We start from the raw sequence: 23,179 nt of genomic DNA on the forward strand, positions 1-23,179 counted from the left end.
CACACACGGGCAGATATATCAGATCACAACGAATAAAACGGCAACGCAAAGCGAAGCCCGTCGGCTGTGTTCACATATATACACGATCGCCCGTTAGACCCGCAACTGTCGCTGTTTGCCACTTTATTCACCTCCGTAAGATCTTGTCTGTTTAATATTGTACCACATTTCATAATAATCATCAATGCATAATTCTTATCTTATTATAAAAATATTGTTAAAGCAATGGTGCAAATATCCTTAGCACGCCGTCAATGAGCCGTCCAAAGAAACCACGCTTTGTGTCCTCAAGCGTGCGCTGTCTGCACTTGCTCTGGGTTTCAAGGATATCCGCCTTGAAAGTCTTTATTATAGACGAATCATAGAATATAGAACTGCACTCAAAATGCAAAAACAGACTTCTATAGTCAAGATTTACCGAACCAAGCACCGCAAGCTTGTCATCGCATATACAGCCCTTTGCGTGAACAAACCCAGGGGTGTATTCATATATCTTCACTCCTGCCTCGATAAGCTGACGATAATAGCTTCTCGAAAGCCTGAAAACCACCTTTTTATCAGCGATACCTGGCATTATGATGCGCACGTCGACCCCACGTTTAGCCGCCCTTATAAAAGCGTCAAAAAGGCTGTCGCCAAGCATAAGATACGGTGTGTAGAACCACACATAATCGCTTGCGGCATAGAGCATCTCAGAAAAAAACGTGTTGCTCACATTTTCGTCCACCATAGGGGAATCATAATAAGGCAAAACATAGCCGTCGCCGCCCTTGCCCTCTTTTTCAAAACTCTCCCCCACAAGGTCATGAGGTATCATGTCATTTGAAAAAGCGTTCCAGAACTCCATAAACATATAGGTGTAGCTTTTTACGCCCTCGCCTGTTATCTTAAAGCCGATATCTTTCCAGTGACCATATTTCGAGCCTATGTTTATATACTCGTCCGAAAGATTTATTCCGCCGCTGTATGCAACTCTGCCGTCCACCACCATTATTTTTCTGTGGTCACGGTTGTTGAGCTGTGATTTTATAAAAAGGAACGGATTGAAAGGCACACATTTTATACCTTTCTCACCAAGCTTCAAAGCGTCTGCAAGAGAATATGTTGCGATACTTCCAAGGTCGTCATACATTATCCTGACGTCAACGCCCTGAGCCGCCTTTCTCGCCATTATATCCACCATAGTGTTAAGAAACTTGCCGTTTTGCAAAATAAAATACTCTGCAAAAATATATTTCTCCGCCTTTTCAAGCTCCTTGCACATATCAGCGAACATTTCCTCCCCAACGGAAAAATACTCTGCACTGTCAAGCTTCACCATAGGAAAGCCCGTTGCGTCGCTTATTCTTTTCACCGATTGAGCAAGTCTTTTGTCCTCACGCCTAAGCTCCCCTATGCACTTTTCTCCGTCAGGAAGCTCATAGTCCATGTGAAGCCTTGCCTTTGTGATATTCTTTTCAAGCTTTTTTGCAGTATTGTTATTGCCGAAAATTATATACATAACTGCGCCAAGCACAGGAAAAGTAAGTATCACAATAAGCCAAAGGGTCTTGTAGCTGCTCTCCTCACGCTTTGTGTTGATATAAAGCACAAACAGAAATGACAGCACAGTAAGCACGATACTGAGAAGCCCTGCCGCCTTGCTGAGCCATTTAAGTATGAGAAGATACCACAGAAACTGCATCGCCACAGGAACTATCACCGCCACCACTCTGCCTGCTATTTTCTTTACATTGTTCCACGTCAACTCCGTTTCGCTCCTTTCATTTATCATCTTAGGGCAACAAAACACTATCATTATGCGATGTTACCATTATTATAACAATTTTTTTAACATAAGTCAATGCCATTGATTTTAACTGCAAAAAGTGTTATATTAAATATAACGAGTCCTGCGGATAGCTTTGTCAGCAGGCGGGCGAACGATTCGCACCCACGAAAACAATTTAATTGGAGGTAACAAAATGTGTACTGCGGCAACTTATAAAACTAACGATTTTTATTTTGGAAGAACTCTTGACTATGAAAGCTCCTACGGCGAGGAAATAGTCATAATGCCAAGAAACTTTCCCCTTAACTTTGTTAATATGGGCAGGATAGCTACCCATTATGCGGTAATAGGCACAGCTCATGTCGCTCAGGATTATCCTCTTTTCTATGACGCCGCCAATGAAAAGGGTCTTGCCATGGCAGGTCTTAACTTTGTTGGCAACGCCTTTTACCGTGATGATATAGACGGCAAAGACAACGTTGCACAATTCGAGTTTATCCCGTGGATACTCTGTCAGTGTGCAAACGTGACAGAAGCAAGGACGCTTATAGAAAAGATAAACATAACCAAAACTCAGTTCAGCCCACAAATGCCGTCAGGTCAGCTCCATTGGATAATAGCCGACAAGAACGATTGTATCGTAGTGGAATCTGTAAAAGAAGGCATAAAGGTCTATAACAATCCCGTGGGCGTGCTGACAAACAATCCGCCTTTTGATATGCAGATGTTCAGACTAAACGATTTCCGTGGACTTTCCCCTAAACAGCCCGAAAACACTTTTTCAGACAAGCTTGACCTTACTTCCTACAGCCGTGGCATGGGCGCAATGGGACTACCGGGCGACCTGTCCTCGCAGTCAAGATTTATAAGAGCAGCATTTGTGAAAATGAACTCACGTTCCGCCCCTGACGAGCAAAGCAGTGTGAGCCAGTTCTTCCACATTTTAAACTCAGTTGACCAGCAAAGAGGCTGCTGCCAGGTGGCAGAGGGCAAGTATGAGATAACCATTTACACAAGCTGCTGCAATACCCACAAGGGCATTTACTATTACACCACCTACAACGGACATCAGATATCCGCTGTTGATATGCACAAAGAAGACCTTGACTCCGCCAAGCTTATTGCCTACCCTATGATAACGGGCGAGATAATAAACTTTCAGAACTAGCAAACGCTCCGTACAAAATCTGTACGGAGCGTTTTTATTACTCAAATCTGAAATATTCAAAGTCAAAGTTGCTTCCCGGCAAGAACGCAAATGAAACCTTCTGTTTGCCGCTGATACCTGAGATATCAAAGATCTTCTGGGCATAATTTTCGCTGTCATCTGTCCTGAACTCGCAGAGTATGCGGTTTTCGCCCTCGCTGCCGTTCAAAATAAGATGTATGCTGTTGAGGGCAAGCGGTGACTTTCCGCTTATAACGAGCCTGCTCGGCTGTTTTTCAGAGAAATCGAACTCACCGAAATCAAGCATAACGTTGTTGCCTATCTCGGTCACACACTTTTCGCCCTTTGTGAACTTGTCACCATAAATGTTGTCAGCCTCAGCCGCATTATTCACCGCAAATTCACGGCTCACCTTTTCAAAGTTGAAACCGCCCACTTGGAAGCCGTCCTCAGTAAGAATACAAAGGGTCTCAATACCCTTGAGCTTTCTTGAAAGCTTGAAAGTTTCAGGCTTGAAGATCATCCACTCAGGCTCTTTGTGATAACAAAACGTGCCAAGAAGCTTTCCGCCCTCTTCAGGTATGCCGTCATAGAAGCTTATCTTAACAGGGTCAAGAGTGTTCGCCCATATCTGCACCGTAACAGTGTCAGAGCCTGCACTGCCGAAGTCAAGATTATCATATGCCGCCCATGATGTTACCTTGCCCATTGCAAAGCCTACACCCTTTTTCATGCCGCTTGAAACGTTGTCGCTCGCCCTTGTGAATAGTCCGCCGATAACAAACTGATATGGGTCGGTAAGTGCGTTTCCAAGACCCTCAGCAGTGAATTTGAGCATAGAAATGATGTGATAACGCTCAGTGCCGTTTTTGCACATTGCACGAAGCCAGAAGCTTCCGTCACCCTTTGCTTTCACCTTAATGCTGTCTGCTGTTACCTCGCACTCTGCAAGATTAGATGTTATGCCCTTTTCATTTGTTACCCTGAACTCTATATCCTCAGCATAATCCGAATTGGCAGGGAGTGCCTTATATCTCACTGTTATCTCAGGGTTATCCTTGTCAAGAGTAAGAGTATCAGTATAAAGTTCTATCTTTCTCACCGGTATCTCGTCTGTTCTTCCACACTCAGTAGGAGCAAAGCCCACGTTTTCAAGCGATGATGTACCGCTGTCATATTCTGCCTTAACAGCCTCAAGGGTCACAACACAGTCAGGCAGACCCTTTGATGTAAGCGTTACCTTTATCTCCCCCGTCTTATCAGTCGAACCAATAACAGCAAGCATTTTTCCTGAGAAAAGTCTGCGTGATGTGCCTTTATACTGGTCATAGTCAGTGCTGTCGCCGTTGTCAAGACCCATAAGCCTTGCCGCACCCTCAACGCTTACATTCACACGATTGTTGGCATTTGCGCAGAAAGTGCCGTCCTTGTCAAATGCAGATATCTCAATATAAACAAGGTCAGAGCCGTCTGCAAGTATCTCTGTCTTGTCAGGAACAGCTTCTATCCTAACAGCGTCTCCGAATGAACGCTGGATATCCTCTGCGATGATTTTTCCATTCTCGTCATATGCAACAGCTTTAAGCTCGCCCTTTTCATATGGTATGATATAGTTCGCTGTCAGCTCCTTGCCATGCTTGTGGTCGATATCATATGCACCCATTGAAACGCCGTCCTTGAAAAGCTCAACTCTCGGAGCATTTGAGCAAACTCTCACGTCACAAGGAAGTCCGTCGCTGAAATCCCAGTATGGGAAAATATGCACGAATGGCTCAGCCTTATAGTCTGTCCACTCTGCACGGAAAACATATGCGCTGTCCTTTGCAAAGCCTGCTGTGTCGAACTGACCGAAGTATGAGTTTTTCGTGCTGTATGGAGTAGGCTCGCCTATGTAGTCAAAGCCTGTCCAAATGAACTGACCTGCACAGTATTCAGCGTCACGGTCAGGGATAATGCAAGCCTCAGTGTTCTTTGCACCCCAGCCTGTGCAGCTGTTGCCCAAAGATGAACACTGCTCGTCATCGTCAGTTAGCAAGGTTTCAGACAGCGGGAAATGATAAATTCCACGACTCTGAACAACAGAAGCCGTTTCGCTTCCGTATATCATCCAATCAGGGTGAGCGGCGTGGTGTTCCTCATAAAGTCTTTCACCGTAGTTATAGCCTGCAAGCTTGAGAATATCAGCGCATTTCTGACCGTTCTCCCACTGCATATAGTTAGAGCCGAATGTGACATAGCCGTTGCCATCAGGGTCATGGAGCCTAACGAGCCTTTTGAGCCAAGCCGTTACCTCCTGACCTCTCTCGTCAGCGTGAGTGTCAAAAATCTCATTTCCCACACTCCAGCCTATGATAGAAGGGTGGTTTCTGTCACGGCGCACCCATGAAGCAACGTCCTTTTCTACCCACTCATCAAAAAATCTAGCATAGTCATAGTCAGTCTTTGACCTCTCCCACATATCAAAGCCCTCAGAGAGAATGAGCATACCTGTTTCGTCAGCGATGTCCATAAACTCCTCCGCAGGCATATTGTGAGAGGTTCTGATAGCGTTGATTCCCATTTTGCGTAGCTTTTTAAATCTTCTCCTTATAGCCGCAGGATTGGAAACTGCCCCAAGACAGCCGTTGTCATGGTGTTCGCATGAGCCGTGGAGCTTAACGTGTCTGCCATTGAGATAAAAACCGCTGTCGCACTTGAATTTGATAGTCCTGAAGCCGAATTTCTGACTTACACGCTGTACACAGCTGCCGTCCACAAGAATTTCAGACACCATAGTGTAAAGCACAGGCGAGGTGATATCCCAAAGCTCAGGGTCTTTCACTGTCATGGTCTGAGCGGTGAGAGAATAGCTCACGCCTTTCACACGCACCGCCTCAGGTATGCAGGAAATATCCGCCCCACAAGCGTCAGACTCATAGCTTGCTACCTTTTTGTCGTTCTTGTCAAAAATAGTGTTCCTGATGCGTATGCCACCAAGAGGAGTACCCACAGGACGAAGCATCTCAGCCTTCACAGTCACCTGCCAGCCGTCCTCCTGCTTTGACGTGGTGATATAAATGCCGTCATTGCCGAAACGTATCTCAGGGCTTTCGCAAAGCCAAACCTTTCTGAAAATGCCCGCTCCTGAATACCACCTTGAGTTTGGCGAGTGGTGATCCACACGGACAGTAATAATGTTCTCTCCGTCCTTAACAAGGTCGGTGATATCGAACATAAATGCCGAGTAGCCGTATTTCCACTCCCCTGCCAAAGTGCCGTTCACATACACCTTGCTGTCCATGTAAACTCCGTCAAAGCGGATAAAAGTGCGTATGCCCTCTTTCTTTTGGTAAGAGAAATTCTTTCTGTACCAGCCTGTAGAAGTTTCATATAGGTCATTTGTATTATAAATAAGCCAATCATGAGGAATGTCCACAGGCTTAAATGCAAAGTCCTCTGAGTAGTCAGAGCCGAAAGCCGCCTTGTAAAATTCCCAATCATTGCAAAAAAGCTTTCTGTTTGAGTATGTTTCGCAGATATCCATAAAAACTCCTTTATATTTTACTTATCTGAATATGAAAATTTGCGTTTATCAAAGGCTTTTCAAGCTGATATTTCTCTGCAAGCCTTGGCCCGCAGGAGTTAGAACCGACCCCTGCCATTGCATAGTCAACGCAGATAACATTGCTCTCGCACCTTTCAAGCTCATAGTTATGCGCCTTTGCCGCAAGCTCCTCCTGCGTGAACTGCGAAGCGTTGAATGAAAAATCCTTGTCAGCGGTAAACTTCACCTCAGTGTCCACACCGCTCACAGTGAGATATCTGCACCCATAGTGCGATGAATTTTCCTGCGGTCTTATATAATCCTCGTGCATATCCCCTATATCAGCCGCAAATCTGCCCACATAGCAAGCCTGACGCTTGTCGATGTAGCTTTCTGTAGGACCATATCCGAAATATTCCGCCCTTGAAAAATCTTTTGGCATGAAAAGCCTTATGCCGAACCTTGGAAGCATATCTATCTTATTTGAAAACTCCGCTTCGCATTTTATGTCAAGCCCACTGCCGTCAATAACATAAACAGCTTTCAGCCTGCAAAACGGCTGTTGTATGGACCAGCCAAAAGACTGTGTGACGCTTATCTCCGCTCTGTTCTCGCTCGCTGAAAGCTCACAGCCGTAGCTTTTCACATCAAAGTCATTAAGATGCACCTTGTACCAATTGTACTTCATGACATCATTATCCGTAGGCGCACGGAAGAAGTTATACTGCAAAGGTCTGTCAAGAAGCTCTCTGCCACCGAATTTCACAGAAACAAACGCCGACTTACGCTTGTCAAAGCGGTAAACAACATCTCCCACTGTCACAGTGATACAAAGTGGAGTTTCCTCCGCCTTTACCTTAGCTTTCGCCTTTTCCACAACCGCTTTCCTGCCATCAGCTATTTTCAGTTGGTCAAAGCACACCTCATAGCCATTTTCACAATAGTCAGTGTCCTCCTTTGCAGTGAAAATAAACCTTATGAATGTTTCATTTTCATACTCCGCTGTATCATTGGGAACATTCACCACAGTGCTTCCCATAGGCTCGATGTCAAAATCCACTCTGCCGATATGTATAATACCGTTTTTGTCCGTTATCTCATAGCGACAATCGAGAATATCCCCGGCGTTCACAAACTCCAGCGTGCTTGAAAAAACAAAGCTTCCCTCGCTTTCCCCTTTTGTTACTCGCACAGGTCTGTATACCTGCTTTACCTCAAGCAGTCCCGTGTGTGGCGTTCTGTCAGGATAAACAAGACCGTCCATGCAGAAATTGCTGTCATTGTGTCTTTCTCCGAAATCACCGCCATAGCCGTATTTTATCTTACCCTCAGCCGTCTTACCAAGCGGTACAGAATGGTCGCACCACTCCCACACAAAGCCACCGCAGAAACGCTCATTGGAATAGAACACATTGTGATAATCCTCCAGATCTCCCGGACCATTTCCCATGGCGTGGCAGTATTCACACTGCACAAGAGGTCTGTTTTCCTCAGGCTTTTCAAGATAGCCTTTCAGCCCGTTTAGATCCCAATACATACCTGAAACTACGTCAAGCACGCTGTCGGAAGTTCCGTCAAGGCAGTGTGTGCTTTCATAATGCACAAGCCTTGTATCATCAAGCCTCTTTATAAGCTCAGCTTCATCGAGCATATTTTTGCCATATCCGCTCTCGTTGCCCAATGACCAGAACACCACACAAGGGCGGTTTATATCACGCTTTACAAGACATTCCCCACGATCTTTTATGGCATTGCCAAACCTCTCATCGCAGGCAAGCATTGCAATGCCGTTATAATCGGAATAGTCCCACTTGTAATCATAATAGACCTCCACACAGCCATGTGACTCCAGATCCGCTTCATCAATAACATAAAGCCCCAGTCTGTCGCAAAGCTGATAAAACACTGGGGAGTTAGGATAATGCGACGTTCTCACAGCGTTTATGTTGTGCTTTTTCATAAGCACAAGGTCAGCTTTCATCTGCTCATAAGAAGCATAATATCCCGTGTCAGGATAGCTGTCATGACGATTTACACCCTTGAACTTCACCGCCCTGCCGTTTATCTTAACAACGCCATTATCCACCTTTACATCTCTGAAGCCAACCTCCTCGCCGATAACCTCGTCGCCTGCATTGATAGTAAGCCTGTAAAGATAAGGTGTTTCAGCACTCCAAAGCTTGACGTTTTCTAACTTTATCTCAGCCCTCTCACCGTCATAAGCCGAAAACTGAGCCATTGTAACACCATCATCATCGCAAAGCCTTGCAGAAACATCACAGCCGAAAGCCGTAAAGCTAAGCTTTGCAGAGCCATTTTCACCGAGAACAGTTTTCACGATATAATTTTCAAGACGCATTTTCGGTCTTGACAGCACATAAACATCTCTGAAAATTCCCGAAAGCCTTATCTTATCCTGATCTTCAAGATAAGTTCCGTCGCACCATTTCAGCACAGCGGCAGTAATGATATTCCTGCCCTCAGCAAGATATGGTGTAATATCAAACTCAGCCGTAGCGTGAGAAACCTGTGAATATCCCACAAAGCTGTCGTTCACATACAAATAAACACAGCTATCCACGCCCTCGAACACAAGCACCCTGTCCATGCCGTCATGTGAGTAGCAATACTCACGCTGATAAACTCCCACAGGTATATCGTCAGGCACAAAAGGCGGGTCGAATGGTATTGGATAGCACACGTTCGTATACTGCGGCTTGTCATAGCCGTAAAGCTGCCAGTTTGACGGCACTGGGATAGTGTTCTCAAACTTTTCATGAATAAAATCGTCCTCAAGGTCTATTATGCTGTCATAATAGCGAAAACCCCAGTTGCCGTTTAAAAGCTCCATTCGCTGAGAATTTTTACGATCCTCAAAAGGATCCTGCCCCTTTGCAAACGGCACAAAATAGCAGTGCTTATCAAGCGTGCCAATGTGCAGCGCCTGAGTATCCTCATGATATATCATTTTCGATCTTGGCGAATTTTCCGACGCAAGCTTAAAAATATCCATAGCTGTTCTCCTTTACAAGTTTATAAATTACTGTAATTATTTTATCAGCTATTGACAGGCAAGTCAATGAATGATATTATTAATTTATAACAATATGAATATGGAGTTGATATTTTTGTTCTTTGCCGATTATCCTATCCTGGGAAACGAAAAGTCCCTGCCGCTATATCTGCAAAATATGGGTCAGCAGCACTGTCAGGATCACATTATAAGACCTGAGGGCTACCACTATGACCAGATCCTCTACTGCACCAAAGGCAGCGGCACGCTTATCTTTGAGAATAAAGCCATTCCCATACCACATGATACCGCCATATTCATACCCGCTGAAACGCCCCACGAATACTATCCGGAAGAGGATATATGGGATATCCACTGGATAGTCCCCTGCGGATATGCCGCCAAGGATATCCTTACCCAGTTCGGCCTTACCGAGCTTAAAACCTTTCACCTCAGCGACACAAAAATGCTCGAGCATATTTTCCGCAAAATGCACAATGCTCTGCGAACCGACAGTATTTTCGGCAATTACAAAGCCTCCGGCTATTTGTATGATTTTCTTATGGAGTTTTACCGCCTTATCGCATACAAAGACCCTGCCACGTCAGTATCCTCCGCCCTTATGAAAGCACTGGACTACATAAACTACAACTATTTTTCCCCTATCACAATGGACGAGCTTTGCAGTGTGTCAGGAGTAACTAAACAGCACCTTTGTCTGCTTTTTCGCAAAAAACTCAGTATGCGTCCAATGGAATATATCGCAAAACGTCGTATCCAAGAAGCCAAAGCCCTGCTCACCGGTACAGAAAAAAGCATCGAGCAGGTAGCCGAGGAAACAGGCTTTTGCTCAGAAAGCTATTTCTGCAAGCTTTTCAAAAGATACGAGGGCATGACCCCCTCCGCTTTCCGCCAGATCAAATAACCACAAACAAAAAAAGAGCCGCCCAAAGGCAGCTCAATTATGCAGAAAATTAGCCCTGCTCCTTCATCTTAGCGAAACACTCGCTGCAGTAAACAGGTCTGTCCTCTCTTGGCTTGAAAGGAATAACAGCCTCGCCGCCGCAAGAAGCACAAGTTGCTGTATAAGTCTGTCTTTCAGACTTTGTAGCAGCCTTTCTTGCATCTCTGCAAGCTTTACATCTCTGTGGCTCATTTACGAAACCTTTCTCAGCATAGAACTCCTGCTCTCCTGCTGTGAAAACGAACTCGTTTCCGCACTCCTTACATACTAATGTCTTGTCTTCGTACATGGTTCTTACCTCATTACATAAAATTGTGCCTAGTCGGATTTGCACCGACACCTTTGAATAAACAACGCTCTGCTATTAAGCTATACGGCCATATTCCTATCTCAACAGTGATCTCAATTTCCGTCTGACTCTCTGCATTGCATTGTCTACCGCCTTTTCCGACGTGCCCAAGCCTAATGCTATCTGATTGTATGACATTCCTCTCAAAAACGATTGAAATACCTGCCACTCCTGCTCCGAAAGTGCAGAAGTGATCTTATCATAAAGCTCATTCAGCTCCTCACGCTCCACTACGACCTCCTCAGGTACAGTGCCACCGCCGCCAAGAATAGCCTCAAGGTCAGCTTCCTCGCCGCCTGAAAGAAGTGCATTTCTGTGAACAGACGAAATGATCTTATTTTTTATACATTTTGTAGCGTAAGTTGAAAACTTCGCATTTTTGTCTTCACGATAGGTCCTAACCGCACCCAGAAGCCCCATAAGCCCCTCTTGGACAAGATCCTCGTGAACCTCGGCGCCATATTTTTTTGCCAGAAACTCCACCGTACAGATATATCTCGCAATAAGCTCACCGATAGCCGTTTTGTCACTCTGTGCATTTAGCACAAGCTGCTCATCTGAAAGCTTTTTCTGCTGATCCTGCCGATCGCCTCTCAAAAAATACCGCCCACCTAATCATAGAAATTACCGCAAGACGTGCTTCTATTGCCTGCGTAATGTTATGATACCATTTTAGACCATAAAAGTCAAGAGAATTGACGAAATCCGCCGTCCCTGTGAAAATATTTGTAACATACCACAGTTTTAAGAATGTATTCTTGTGATTTTCAACAAACAAAAAGTCAGCCGTGTCGAAATACACGGCTGACCGCAATTTACGCAACTTTGATGTTATACACGGCAGTATTTTGCTCTGCCATCGCTGAAAATATCCCCTCCGTGGCAATCGTCAGCCACAACAAGAGGAAAATCCTCAACGTAAAGTTTTTTCACAGATTCACAGCCCAGCTCCTCAAAAGCCACTACCTCACAAGACTTTATGCAGTTGCAGGCAAGTGCGCCCGCACCGCCTATAGCACAGAGATAGACCGCACCATTTCTTATCACGGCGTCCCTAACCTCTTGTGATCTCTCGCCCTTGCCGATCATTCCGCCCAATCCAAGATCAAGCAGCCTCGGTGCAAACCTGTCCATTCTTCCCGAAGTGGTCGGTCCGCATGAACCGATAGGCTTTCCCTCAGGTGCAGGAGTAGGTCCGGCATAGTAGATAACAGCGTCTTTCAAAGGGATAGGAAGCTCCTTTCCCTCGTCAAGCAAAGCATTGAATCTTTTATGTGCAGCGTCCCTTGCAGTGTACACAACGCCCGAAAGCAATATCTTGTCACCGCATTTAAGCTCTCCGCTCACCGCTTTAAGCTCCTCGGAACGCACCTTTCTTATTTCAGACATGACAAACTGTTATTCAGCGTCATCATCGCTTACAAGAGAAAGACCATCGTCAATAAGATCTCTTGCAGTGTTTACAGCACCGATACTATTGCCATACAGATCGTTAAGTGATGTAACGAGCTGCTGAACAGTTTCGCTCAGACTTGTGAACTGTGTCTTAACAGACTCTCTCAGATCAGCAGACTGCGCTCTGATGTTCTTAGCTTCGTTCTTAGCGTCGCTTACTACCTTTGCAGCCTCAGCATTTGCCTTTGATGTTACGTCAGCGGCTTCTGCGTTAGCCTTAGATGTAACAGCCTCAGCTTCAGCGTTAGCCTTAGAAGTTACCTCGGCAGCCTGCTTGTTAGCTGCGCTTGTAACAGCTTCAGCCTCCTGCTTAGCAGCAGCCGTCATTGCAGCAGCGCTTGACTTAGCTGTCTGAAGTGTAGTATCAGCCTCTGTCTGGGCATTTGTAACAAGCTTCTGTGCCTGTGCGTTTGCGTCAGCAAGAACCTGATCCTGAAGCTGCTTAGCTTCATCTTCCATCTGCTTAGCTGCCTTCTTAGCTTCCTGAACGACCTTATTAGCTGTGTTCTGAGCTTCCATGAACACGCTTCCAAGATCGAATGCAGGAGTAGCTGTGCCGGCATTAGCCTCAGCAGTTTCGAGCTTCTCTTTAAGATCCTCGATCTCCTGCTTCTGCTTTTCAAGCTCAGCGTCCTTTTCAGTTACCTGCTGCTCATAGTCAGCGATACGAACCTTCATTGTATCAGTATTAGCCATAAGCTCGGCTATCTTGTTTTTAGCCTCTTCTACCTTTTTCTCAAGTTCCTTCTTGCCCTCGAAGTCCTGCTTCTGAGCGCCGCCCTGCTTCTCAAGACGTTCGATAGTTTCGTTCTGGTCATTGACCTGAGCCTCAAGAGTATAAATTTTAGAAGTAAGGTCGTCTACATAAGCAAGAACGTCCTGCTTATCAAATCCGCCGACTCTAACCGTTCTTAAATAACCATTACTAGCCATTTCAATCCCTCCACATTAGTGATTATCTCTATTATACAATAAACCACGTTATTTTTCAACTGATTTAAGCCGTTTTCAAAAATTTCATTATTCCATACAAAATAGCAACTGAAATTTATACAAAATGTCTTAAAATCATATTTATCACAGAATAATTATATCAAATTTTCCGTAAGATTTCAAGTGCTTTTGCGAAAAATTTTCAATATCATGATAACTTTCTGAGAATACGAAAATCTCTTTAACTATGTAAACGTTTTCCGATTTTGATTCAAACAAGGCGGACAGCGTAAACGCCGATCCGCCTTTAAAAGCATTACTACTTGTTCTTGAAGATATTGAAGATATCGTCGTAATAATTTGGATTATCAGCAGCCTTAACGCCAGCCTTGTGCATCGCTTCAGCGTCAGCCTTTGCGTCGTCAGCCTTCTGAGTAAAATTTGCAGTATATGTTGTCGCAGCCTTTGGTGCAGCAGCCTCAGGAACGTCATCTCTGTCAACAAAGTCAGCAGCGATAACAGTAACGTCCATAGCGTCCTTGGTATCAGGATTTGTACCGTTACCAAAAATGATCTCAACGTTATCGTCAGCAGCGTCTGCTATAGCAGCAGTAAGCTCGTCCATATCACTGATAAGGAGATCCTCGCTCATTGTAACGTTTACGATAAGTCTTCTTGCACCCTTGATAGAAGTTTCAAGAAGGTCAGAAGAAATGACCTGATTGATGATATCCTGTACCTTATCCTTGCCCTCGCCGTGACCGATAGCAATATGCGCTCTGCCTGCACCCTTAAGAATAGTAGTAACGTCAGCGAAGTCAACGTTGATCTCATCATGTCTTGTAATGATCTCAGCGATAGCGATAACGTCTGTCTTAAGAACTTCATCAGCGATAGCATAAGACTGCTTCATAGTGAGGCGCATCTCGTTTGTGATAAGGTTCTGGTTAGGGATAACGATAAGAGCGTCAACGTGCTTGATAAGAGCCTCGATACCCTTTTCTGCTCTCTCCATCTTCTTTGCTCCCTCAAATTTGAAAGGCTTTGTAACAACTGCAATAGTGAGCTTGTCAAGTGACTGAGCGATCTCAGCAACTACAGGTGCAGCACCGGTACCTGTTCCACCGCCCATACCTGCTGTGATGAATACCATATCAGCGTCCTTGATAGCGTTCTCGATCTCGTCCTTGCTTTCCTGAGCGGAAGCCTCGCCGATCTCAGGCTTTGCACCTGCGCCCAGACCGTGAGTAAGCTTCTCACCTATCTGGATCTGTGTGTGTGCAGCTGACTTATGCAGTGCCTGAATATCAGTATTAACAGCGATATATTCAACATTTCCCTCGATGCCTGCCTGTGCGATACAGTTAAGTGCGTTTCCACCGCCGCCACCGACACCGATTACCTTGATCTTTGCGCCTACGACTGGCTCTTCAACATACTCGTAACCCATAATAGAACTCCTCCTAAAAGCGAATTTTCATACTTCTCCGTATTTTTACATATCAATTTATCAAATCAAAAATAAAATGCAAAAAAGCCTATGTGCCGAATATGCACATAAATAGATACAATAATATATTATCATACTTTTGTCAAAAAGTAAAGAACTTAAATGAAACCATTATAAATTTTTTATTAATTATCAATAAAACGACTGATTTTTCAGTTTCATTTGTGTATACTATACAATTAGTTATCCTGACCCCTACCAATCTGTGTTCGTCTGATCGTCCACATAGCCGTTGTCAGCATATCCATTGTCGGTATACCCCTGATTGCCGCCGTTATCATATTCCCAGTCGGTGTTTCCGTTCTCGTTTGTCCACTGATCTGTGCCTGCATTGTCGGCGTCATTATTGCCGTCCCATGCGTTGGTATCATCGTCGTAGCCTTGGTTATCGTCACCCGTCCAAGCATCACCATTGTTCCATGTGTTGCCGTCATCAATATTAGTATCAGCCGACACCGCACTGCTGCTGTCATCAGGCTTTGCAGAGCTTGTGTCGTCAGGCTTTGACGACTCGTCCTGCGATTTCGGAATAGCCGAAATGCCGCTGTCAGCACCATTGTAAATAAGCGTACCCTCGTAATCGTCAGTAATGCTCTTGTCAATTACCGCCTTAAGATATGTAAGCTTGTATTCCATATCCACTGAGCTTCCAAGCTTTATTTCAAGCCTGCCATCATACATAAGCTTAATATCCGAACGGGTGGTCAGGTCAATAGAGTCTATATTTTTAAATTTCAGGTCATGAAGATCATTCAGAAGTTCTTTAAGGATATCCGCCTTAAATGAATCCTCAGAAGCAAGCTTGTCGCCCTGACTAAGGCTTTTAAGCTCAAAGCCCTTTACAACAGGTATATCCCCTGTCGGAGCAGGATTTTTCGTTTCAAGTATCTTTCCCGAAGCAGACAGCACATAGTATGAATTTTTATACTCGATATCAGCCGCCTTTTCAGCCTCTGTGCAGGTTATAACAAGTGTTGACGGAAATTTCTTTGTGACCTTGACATCATCAAGATACACAAGAGTATCTTTTAAACGCTTTTCAACTATATCCGTATTCGTCCTCACAAGGTTCTGTCCCGTTGAAACGCCCCCCACGCCAAGGATCTGATCCTGCTCGTAAAGGGTAACGCCCTCTATTTTTATCTCCGACACATTAAAAAACAAAAACATACTCAGCACCAGCAGCAGCGCCGCAGCCGCAAAAAATCCGGCAACATACACATTGCGCATATTCACTGTCTGCCGACGTGCCGCAGGCTGCTGTGAGTTCATTCTGTTTTCCTTGTAAGTTCCGTTCATTTTTCTCTTTCCTAACTGCTAATAATTTACACGTTTTATGTTTCCGCCCAGAAGCGTAAAAGCATTTTCAATGCAGTCATAGCCCCTGTCCATAAGCTTTATATTAGTGAGAGATGTTTCTCCCTCTGCCGAAAGCGCCGCCACAGCCAGCGCCGCACCGCCTCTAAGGTCAGGCGCACGGACTTTTGCTCCGTAAAGCTCCTTCACGCCCTCGATAACAGCCACTTTTCCCTCTGTCTTTATATCCGCACCCATTCTCACAAGCTCGTCAACATGGCGGTAGCGGTTTTCAAAAATATTTTCCACCACCACACTGGTGCCTTTTGCCTTAGCAAGTGCCGCCGTGACTATCGCCTGAGCGTCCGTAGGGAATCCCGGGTAAGGCATAGTCCTCACCGTCCGCACAGCTTTTAGCTGTTTAGGCGCTTTTATAAATATCCTGTCCTCATAAAGAAATACCTGACAGCCCATTTGCTCAAATATAGGAATGACCGCACGGATATCCCCTGCCCTTGCTCCAAGCAGACCTATCTCACCGCCTGTTGCCGCCGCCGCGCTCATAAAAGTCGCCGCAACTATCCTGTCGGGCATGACAGAGTATTCACAGCCGTGAAGCTTTTCCACACCGCTTATTGTTATCGTTCCGCCCCCTGCGCCGCTTATCCTTGCACCGCAGCAGTTCAGAAACTCCGCAAGATCGCATATCTCAGGCTCTCTTGCCGCATTGTATATCACCGTGTCACCCTTTGCCAGAACAGCCGCAAGCATGATGTTCTCAGTCGCTCCCACAGAGGGGAACGAAAGGTCTATCCTCGCCCCTCTAAGCCCTCTCGGGCAGGTGCAGCTAAGCACGCCATACTCCTCGTTTATCCTGACGCCCATTTTTCTAAGTGCGCACAGGTGCATATCTATAGGTCTCGGACCAAGCTCACACCCTCCCGGAAATGACAGCCTGCATTCACCTGTTCTTCCAAGAACAGCTCCCAGAAAAACGATAGACGAACGCATCTCTCTCATAAGCTCATCTGGCACAAAGGTCTTTACAGCACCCCTTGCGTCCACAGTAACACAGCCGTCCTCACGGCTGCACCTTGCCCCAAGCACCGACAGAATGCGGCAAGCCGCAAATACGTCCGAAAGTGCAGGACAGTTATGTAGCCTGATCTCTCCGTTTATAAGAACACACCCTGCCAGCAGCGGCAGAGCTGCGTTTTTTGCTCCCTGAACGGTTATCTCTCCGTTCAGCCTGCTTCCTCCCTGAATGATAAGCCGTTGCATAAGCGTCGCTCCTTTTAAGGTTTTGACTTATCTTATGCAGGATCGCCCATATAGGTTAAAGCTATTTGTTGATATATATCTCTGTAGCGTTTGAAACAGGCATAAAAGCAGGCAGACAAGGCAGATAGGAGTCCTTGCCTATCTTCTTTTTCATATCCTTAGTTGAAAGTATCATGCCGGTAACGCAATCGTCAAATGTACTATCGTCCATATCAGTGATATTCACAAGTATCCTTACAGTGACCTCCTTGCTGGAAAACGGAGGAACAGTGTCGCCTATGACCTCACCGTCACTGTTTGTTGTAACGCTGGTCGCATAGCATACCGCGTTGTCATATTCAGAAGAAACATGGCTGATCTCATACTGCGGTATCTTTATCTCAAAAGGAGACGGGTTTTTGATATTGAACACTATATCTGCAAAACGATAGCTTGAACTCAACTCAGAACCAAAAGCTTCTTCGTTGTATACAGAATAATTTGACAGCGCATATGTTTTAAAATCCGTCATACCCATTGTTTTGAACACGTTGTCGTCATATCTCACCACGCTCTTGTCTGCGTCGTTGAAAAACAGCGGTGGGAAGAAGAACACCATAAGCACAAGTATGATGACCACCGTAACGATCACCTTTATCACCTTGCCACGCTTTACATATGCTCCTCTTACCTTTACTCCTTTGCTAAGTCCTGTCGCCGCCTGCGCAGGCATAGCCGCAGCGTCCTCAAGGAAATCGTCCTCTTTGTCGTCCTCTTCCTTGTGCTTGGTAGGGTCATCGTAAGTCTTTGTGGCACGGTCGAACTCCCCTGCCTTGTTGAACTTTTCTCCGTCAAAAATCTCGTCGGCGGTGCGGTTCACTCCGCTGCCCTTGAACTTTTTATCTGACAGCTTTTTTATCTTGTCAACATCAGGCACTTCAATGCTGTCCATTGAAGCCCTCTTGTTATACTGTCTGTAATTCTTATCCATTATTTTATCCCCTTAAATTTTACGTTCCTTATCCCTTAATAAGTGGCTCTAAAGCCTTGAATATCCTGTCCTCAGTATCGGCAACATGAAGCTTTGCAGCGTTTTCCGAGCACTGTCTTAGCTTCTCAGGGTCTTCTATAAGCCCCTTTACAGTATCAATGAAAAGCTTTTCCGTCAGATTCTTTTCCTCGATAACAAAGCCTGCTCCTGCGTTTTGCAATACCATGCCGTTGTAATACTGATGATTTTCAGCCACCATAGGCGACGGGATAAGCACAGAAGCTCTGCCCATTGCTTCAAGCTCCGCCAGCGAAGCCGCTCCGCACCTTGATATAACAAGGTCAGCCGCAGCCATTGCCACAGGCATATTGATATAATCCTTTATGATACGTCTGCTGTTGTTGATATTTATGCCCATAGCCCTGAGCTTTTCAGGATAGTCCTTATATCCCTGATAAGTGCCGTAGGAATGTATATGACACACCTTAACATCATTGTCCTGATACCATTTGAGCAGCTTTGCGATATTCTCATTAAGCACTCTCGCACCCAGACTTCCGCCTGTTGAAAGCACACATATTTCATTTTCATCAAAGCCAAGCTGTTTTTTAGCCTCCGACTTTGACATGGTGTTGAAAGCCCCCCTTACAGGCAGACCTGTCACCACCGTCTTAGCATTTTCGGGCATATACTTTTCTGCCTCTTTTACAGTGAGCATAACAACGTCTGCAGACTTTGCAAGTATCTTGTTTGTCACGCCCGGAAAAGCGTTCTGCTCGTGAATAGCCGTCTTTATGCCCATTTTAGCAGCTTTTCTGACTATTGGCCCTGAAACATAGCCTCCGGTTCCTATAACAAGATCAGGTCTTGCTTCCTTTATTATCTTCTTTGCAGTGCTTCCTGACTTTACAAGACACTCTGCCGCATGGATATTTCTTTTGAGATTTACCCAGTTAGGCTTTCTCTGAAAGCCCTCTATCTTTATAGGATAGAACTTATATCCTGCCGCAGGCACGAGCCTAGCTTCAAGCTTTTCAGGATTTCCCGCAAAGCTTATCTCAGCGTCAGGATAATGTTTTTTTATTATTTCCGCAATGGCAAGAGCAGGATTTACATGACCTGCCGTACCGCCGCCTGCAAGTAAAACTCTGAGCATAGAACTAATACCTCTTTACTTTTTTTTGATGCACTGACGTGAAACGTTGAGCATGATACCCATTTCTGCAAGCTGTATCATCAGTGCAGTACCGCCGTAGCTGAAAAACGGCAGTGAAATACCCGTGTTAGGGAAAGCGTTGCAGGCTACCATAATGTTGAAAAGTGCCTGCGAGCCTATCTGTATTGTTATACCAGCCGCAAGAAGCATACCAAAACGATCCTTGCTTCTTGAAGCGATCATGAAGCCCTCGATTATAAAAAGCACAAACAGCAGTACCACTACCATTGCACCCACGAAGCCAAGCTCCTCGCAGATAATAGCGAAAACGAAGTCGTTTTGTGACTCAGGGAGATAGTATTTTTGCCTTGACTCGCCAAAGCCCAGTCCGAACCAGCCGCCCGAGCCTATAGACAATAGAGATTCATAGGTTTGGAAGGTCTTTCCGCTAGGGTCGGATTCAGGATTTTTCCAGCTCTGTATACGATCTGAAATATAAGAAAAGCCTGAGCCTGACGCCATTTTATATATCAGCAGCAGCACCCCGAAAACAGCACACACACCGATAAATTTCCAGAAGGTCTTTTTTGGCATACCACTTATGAACATCATAGACACTCCCATGATACCCACCAGCATAACAGCCGACATATGCCTCTGAAAAATAAGCACCAGCGCCACCGCGCCCATTATCACAGTAAACGGTATAATACAGAATTTCCAATCCTTGAACTTAGGATAATTTACCGACATTATGTATGCGAAAATAATAATGAACGTTACCTTCAGAAGCTCCGACGGCTGAAAGCTGATCGGACCTATTTGTATCCAACGCTTTGCACCGGCAACGTCTATTCCGAAAAGAGCTGTATAAAACGTAAGAAGATATGTGGCGATAAACGCAATATATGCTATCTTAGTGTTCTGAAAGAAGTGATAGTCAAGATAGCTCGTGGCAAACATCAGAAGAAGACCAAGTCCGGCAGACTTGAGCTGGCTCACCAGATAATAATATCCATCGTTATATTCACTCAGACCCCACGCATAGCTTGCAGAAAACATCATCAGAAGTCCGAATACAAGCAATACCATTACAAGAATGAAAAACGGCTTGTCTATCTCCGTAAGTATAAATCTGAATCTATGTTTTCTTTTTGCCTGTGCCACAGGTTGTTTAAGAGGAACGTGACTATTATACACTATGCTTCCGTCACGCTCACGTCTAGGACCTCTTATAGCCAAACAAACAACCTCCCAACAAAATCTCTATATGAAAAACTTTCCCGAATATATCAAAAATGCTATCGCCGCCGCAGCCCCTGCCACAGACATCACAGCGAATATCCCGATCACGGTGTGATCCCCATGACCCTTTTTCTGCAAATGCTCATGAAGCGTATAGCCCCTCATAAGCAGCTTTTTTCTTGCCTTAAACACGATATACTGCAAAAGCCCGCAAGCTCCGTCAACGACCACCGCCGCACCTGCCAGCAGGAAAACGAAATATTCTCCCGAAAGCAGCACCGCCATAGTCATAAGACCACCAATCGCCAGCGCACCCGACTCGCCCAAATAAAGCTTCGCAGGACTGCACCCCCAAAAGAGAAAGCCTCCTGCCGCACCCATTGTGCAAACAGCAAAAAGCTGAGCGGCGTCAGAGCCTGCCCCTGCCGCAAGACCGCTTGACAATCCTGCCGAAAATATCAAAGCCGTTACAGCACACAGCCCGTCAGCACCCGTGTCGGTCTTACCGCCTGCGCAATCGTGTATCTTCACCATGTTTATCCCCACTGTCATAAACAGCGGAAAAAGCGGATAAAAAAGCCCGCCGAACTGCACATAGCCCAAGTGAAAAGGCATAAGCACAGCCGTCTGCACTCCTCCACAGTATCTAAGCCCCACGCATACTCCAAGACATATAAGATACTCCATACATATCTTGTAAAAAGGCTTCATGCCTATGCCAAGCTTTTTCTCCTTAACATAGTCCTCCGAAAGCCCGATAGCCGTGAGCATCAAAACTCCGCCCAGAGCGATAAACACACGCCTTGAAAACTCTCCGTTCTCAAAACTCAGCACCGTCTGCGAGCCATAAAATATAACTCCCGTAACAATGCCGAATATAACGCAGAGCATTATGACAACTCCGCCGAATTTTGGCTCAGAGCCGTCCTTTGCGAACCTGTCGCCTATATAAAAATCGAATTTGCCTGTTTTTATCCTGCGGAAATATGGTATGAACACTCTGCCGAGAACATATCCCAGCACCATTTCACACCCCAGTATCACCGCCTGCACGCTCCAACTCATTTTGTCAGCGCATTGAACACTTCTTCAAGCTTCATTCCTCTGCTTCCCTTGAAAAGCACAGCGTCGCCCTTTGCAACTACCTCTTTCAAAGCCGACGCAAGGTCATCTCTGCTTTCAAAGTGCCTGCAATTTTCCTTTGCAAAGCCCTTTTTCTCAGCACCCTCTATATAACACTTTGAGTCCTCGCCAAAGCAGTAAAGCAGGTCAGCCTTTGAAGCCGCAACATACTCTCCCACATTTTTGTGATAGGTCTTTGAGTTCTTGCCAAGCTCCAGCATATCTCCAAGCACGCAAATACGCTTGCCCTCCGCCTGTGCCTGTGAAAGCACCGAAAGGCTCGCTTTCATCGAGTCAGGCGCAGCGTTGTAGCAGTCAACTATATATGTAACTCCGTCAATGACGGTAACATTCTGTCTTAAACCCTCCGGTTTGAACTGAGCAATGCCCTTTACAATATCCTCAGGAGGAATATCAAGCGCAAGACCCACGCAGAACGCCGCAAGAGCGTTCTTTACATTATGCTCGCCCAGGCAGTTTATCTGGGCGGCTATCTTTCCGCCCTCATAGTTTATAGTAAATGTTATGCTGTTGTCAACAGTCTTAACACCGCTTGCATAAACATCGCAGTCCTTCTTTGATACAGAATAGTAATAAACCTTTCTGTCAGAATGTAACTGCACCCCTGCAAGCAATTTATCATCACGGCAAAGTATCAGCGGAGCGTCATAAGCCGCACCGTCAAGTATCTCAAGCTTCGCCTTGAGAATGTTTTCCTGCGTGCCGAGATTTTCAATATGTGAAATGCCGATGTTTGTTATAACAGCCACGTCAGGCTGACATGACATTGACATTCTCGATATCTCCCCCTGATGTGACATACCCATTTCGATAACAGCCGCCTCATAACTGCTGTCAAGACCGAAAAGCGTCTGCGGCATACCTATCTCATTGTTGTGGTTGCCCTGAGTTTTCAGCGTCTTGTATTTCTGCGCCACAACAAGGGCTATCATATCCTTAGTGGTGGTCTTTCCCACGCTTCCTGTTACGCCAACTACCTTAACATCGAATTTAGACCTGTAGTATCCTGCAATATCAAGCAATGCCCTTGCAGTGGAGTCAACTATCATACATCTTGCACCCTCCACAGGTCTTTCCGTGACAACAGCCTCCGCACCAAGCTCCATAGCCTTTGCGGCAAAGTTGTGTCCGTCAAAATTCTCACCCTTTAGTGCAATAAAAAGCGAGCCTGGCTTTATTGTTCTCGTATCGGTGGAGATATCGGAAATTTCAACGTCAGCAGGATAGCCGTAGCTTCCGTGAACCGCCGATATTATCTCCTGTAAGCCTAATTTTTCCATTTTAATTCTTATCCGCCAATTTCTCGGCAGTATCTCCTTTCCCTTTTCTTATAAATATATATCTATTTTCATTCATCGCCGAAACGATGCAAACGGGACATCGTATTTCTGCAAAGCAGAAA

17 protein-coding genes are annotated in these 23,179 nt (G+C 45.4%); 2 read left to right on the forward strand and 15 right to left on the reverse strand.

Annotation, left to right across the window (positions count from 1 at the left end; translation table 11 throughout):
- Positions 1 to 217 precede the first annotated feature (217 nt).
- Positions 218 to 1,747: a cardiolipin synthase gene (cls, locus tag DW015_RS03030; protein WP_242993203.1), complete on the reverse strand. Its 1,530-nt coding sequence runs from the start codon at positions 1,745 to 1,747 to the stop codon at positions 218 to 220.
- Positions 1,748 to 1,964: 217 nt separating this feature from the next.
- Here cls and bsh point away from each other — a divergent pair, with 217 nt between their 5' ends.
- On the forward strand, positions 1,965 to 2,939 hold the full coding sequence (gene bsh / locus DW015_RS03035) for a choloylglycine hydrolase (protein ID WP_117904105.1): 975 nt from the start codon (positions 1,965 to 1,967) through the stop codon (positions 2,937 to 2,939).
- 37 nt (positions 2,940 to 2,976) lie between these two features.
- On the opposite strand, the gene DW015_RS03040 is transcribed toward bsh, so the two are convergent.
- Together DW015_RS03040 and DW015_RS03045 are read right to left on the reverse strand one after the other, a co-directional pair.
- The gene (locus DW015_RS03040) at positions 2,977 to 6,462 is read right to left on the reverse strand and encodes a glycoside hydrolase family 2 TIM barrel-domain containing protein (protein WP_117904107.1); all 3,486 of its coding nucleotides are present in this window, start codon (positions 6,460 to 6,462) and stop codon (positions 2,977 to 2,979) included.
- 10 nt (positions 6,463 to 6,472) lie between these two features.
- Complete coding sequence (locus DW015_RS03045; protein WP_117904109.1) at positions 6,473 to 9,475, reverse strand: glycoside hydrolase family 2 TIM barrel-domain containing protein; 3,003 nt, start codon at positions 9,473 to 9,475, stop codon at positions 6,473 to 6,475.
- A gap of 94 nt (positions 9,476 to 9,569) precedes the next feature.
- Here DW015_RS03045 and DW015_RS03050 point away from each other — a divergent pair, with 94 nt between their 5' ends.
- Positions 9,570 to 10,400: an AraC family transcriptional regulator gene (locus DW015_RS03050; protein WP_242993204.1), complete on the forward strand. Its 831-nt coding sequence runs from the start codon at positions 9,570 to 9,572 to the stop codon at positions 10,398 to 10,400.
- Between the two features lie 49 nt (positions 10,401 to 10,449).
- Here DW015_RS03050 and DW015_RS03055 read toward each other — a convergent pair whose 3' ends face one another.
- The 12 genes from DW015_RS03055 to murF form a co-directional block, all read right to left on the reverse strand.
- The gene (locus DW015_RS03055; protein WP_022288363.1) at positions 10,450 to 10,728 is read right to left on the reverse strand and encodes a zinc-ribbon domain containing protein; all 279 of its coding nucleotides are present in this window, start codon (positions 10,726 to 10,728) and stop codon (positions 10,450 to 10,452) included.
- Positions 10,729 to 10,824: 96 nt separating this feature from the next.
- Positions 10,825 to 11,385, reverse strand: coding sequence for a sigma-70 family RNA polymerase sigma factor (locus DW015_RS03060; protein WP_046440300.1), 561 nt, complete (start codon positions 11,383 to 11,385; stop codon positions 10,825 to 10,827).
- A gap of 234 nt (positions 11,386 to 11,619) precedes the next feature.
- Positions 11,620 to 12,177 (reverse strand): FumA C-terminus/TtdB family hydratase beta subunit, encoded by a 558-nt coding sequence (locus DW015_RS03065; RefSeq protein ID WP_022288361.1) that lies wholly within the window; start codon positions 12,175 to 12,177, stop codon positions 11,620 to 11,622.
- 9 nt (positions 12,178 to 12,186) lie between these two features.
- Complete coding sequence (locus DW015_RS03070) at positions 12,187 to 13,176, reverse strand: hypothetical protein (RefSeq protein WP_022288360.1); 990 nt, start codon at positions 13,174 to 13,176, stop codon at positions 12,187 to 12,189.
- A 319-nt stretch (positions 13,177 to 13,495) separates the two neighbouring features.
- Positions 13,496 to 14,626 (reverse strand): cell division protein FtsZ, encoded by a 1,131-nt coding sequence (ftsZ, locus tag DW015_RS03075; RefSeq protein WP_022288359.1) that lies wholly within the window; start codon positions 14,624 to 14,626, stop codon positions 13,496 to 13,498.
- A gap of 255 nt (positions 14,627 to 14,881) precedes the next feature.
- Positions 14,882 to 15,985 (reverse strand): FtsQ-type POTRA domain-containing protein, encoded by a 1,104-nt coding sequence (locus tag DW015_RS03080; RefSeq protein WP_117904113.1) that lies wholly within the window; start codon positions 15,983 to 15,985, stop codon positions 14,882 to 14,884.
- A gap of 18 nt (positions 15,986 to 16,003) precedes the next feature.
- Positions 16,004 to 17,263: a UDP-N-acetylglucosamine 1-carboxyvinyltransferase gene (gene murA, locus DW015_RS03085; protein WP_117863110.1), complete on the reverse strand. Its 1,260-nt coding sequence runs from the start codon at positions 17,261 to 17,263 to the stop codon at positions 16,004 to 16,006.
- A 61-nt stretch (positions 17,264 to 17,324) separates the two neighbouring features.
- Entirely contained in the window at positions 17,325 to 18,233 is a 909-nt protein-coding gene (locus tag DW015_RS03090; protein WP_117904115.1) for a hypothetical protein, read from the reverse strand.
- Positions 18,234 to 18,261: 28 nt separating this feature from the next.
- Positions 18,262 to 19,389, reverse strand: coding sequence for an undecaprenyldiphospho-muramoylpentapeptide beta-N-acetylglucosaminyltransferase (murG, locus tag DW015_RS03095; RefSeq protein WP_117904117.1), 1,128 nt, complete (start codon positions 19,387 to 19,389; stop codon positions 18,262 to 18,264).
- Positions 19,390 to 19,404: 15 nt separating this feature from the next.
- The gene (locus DW015_RS03100; protein WP_117863108.1) at positions 19,405 to 20,631 is read right to left on the reverse strand and encodes a putative peptidoglycan glycosyltransferase FtsW; all 1,227 of its coding nucleotides are present in this window, start codon (positions 20,629 to 20,631) and stop codon (positions 19,405 to 19,407) included.
- Between the two features lie 24 nt (positions 20,632 to 20,655).
- Complete coding sequence (locus DW015_RS03105) at positions 20,656 to 21,699, reverse strand: hypothetical protein (RefSeq protein ID WP_117904127.1); 1,044 nt, start codon at positions 21,697 to 21,699, stop codon at positions 20,656 to 20,658.
- Complete coding sequence (gene murF, locus DW015_RS03110) at positions 21,696 to 23,057, reverse strand: UDP-N-acetylmuramoyl-tripeptide--D-alanyl-D-alanine ligase (RefSeq protein WP_117904129.1); 1,362 nt, start codon at positions 23,055 to 23,057, stop codon at positions 21,696 to 21,698. Before murF ends, DW015_RS03105 begins: the two co-directional genes overlap by 4 nt.
- Positions 23,058 to 23,179 lie beyond the last annotated feature (122 nt).

Source organism: Ruminococcus sp. AF37-20 (assembly GCF_003460465.1).
Classification (GTDB): Bacteria; Bacillota; Clostridia; order Oscillospirales; family Ruminococcaceae; genus Hominimerdicola; species Hominimerdicola aceti.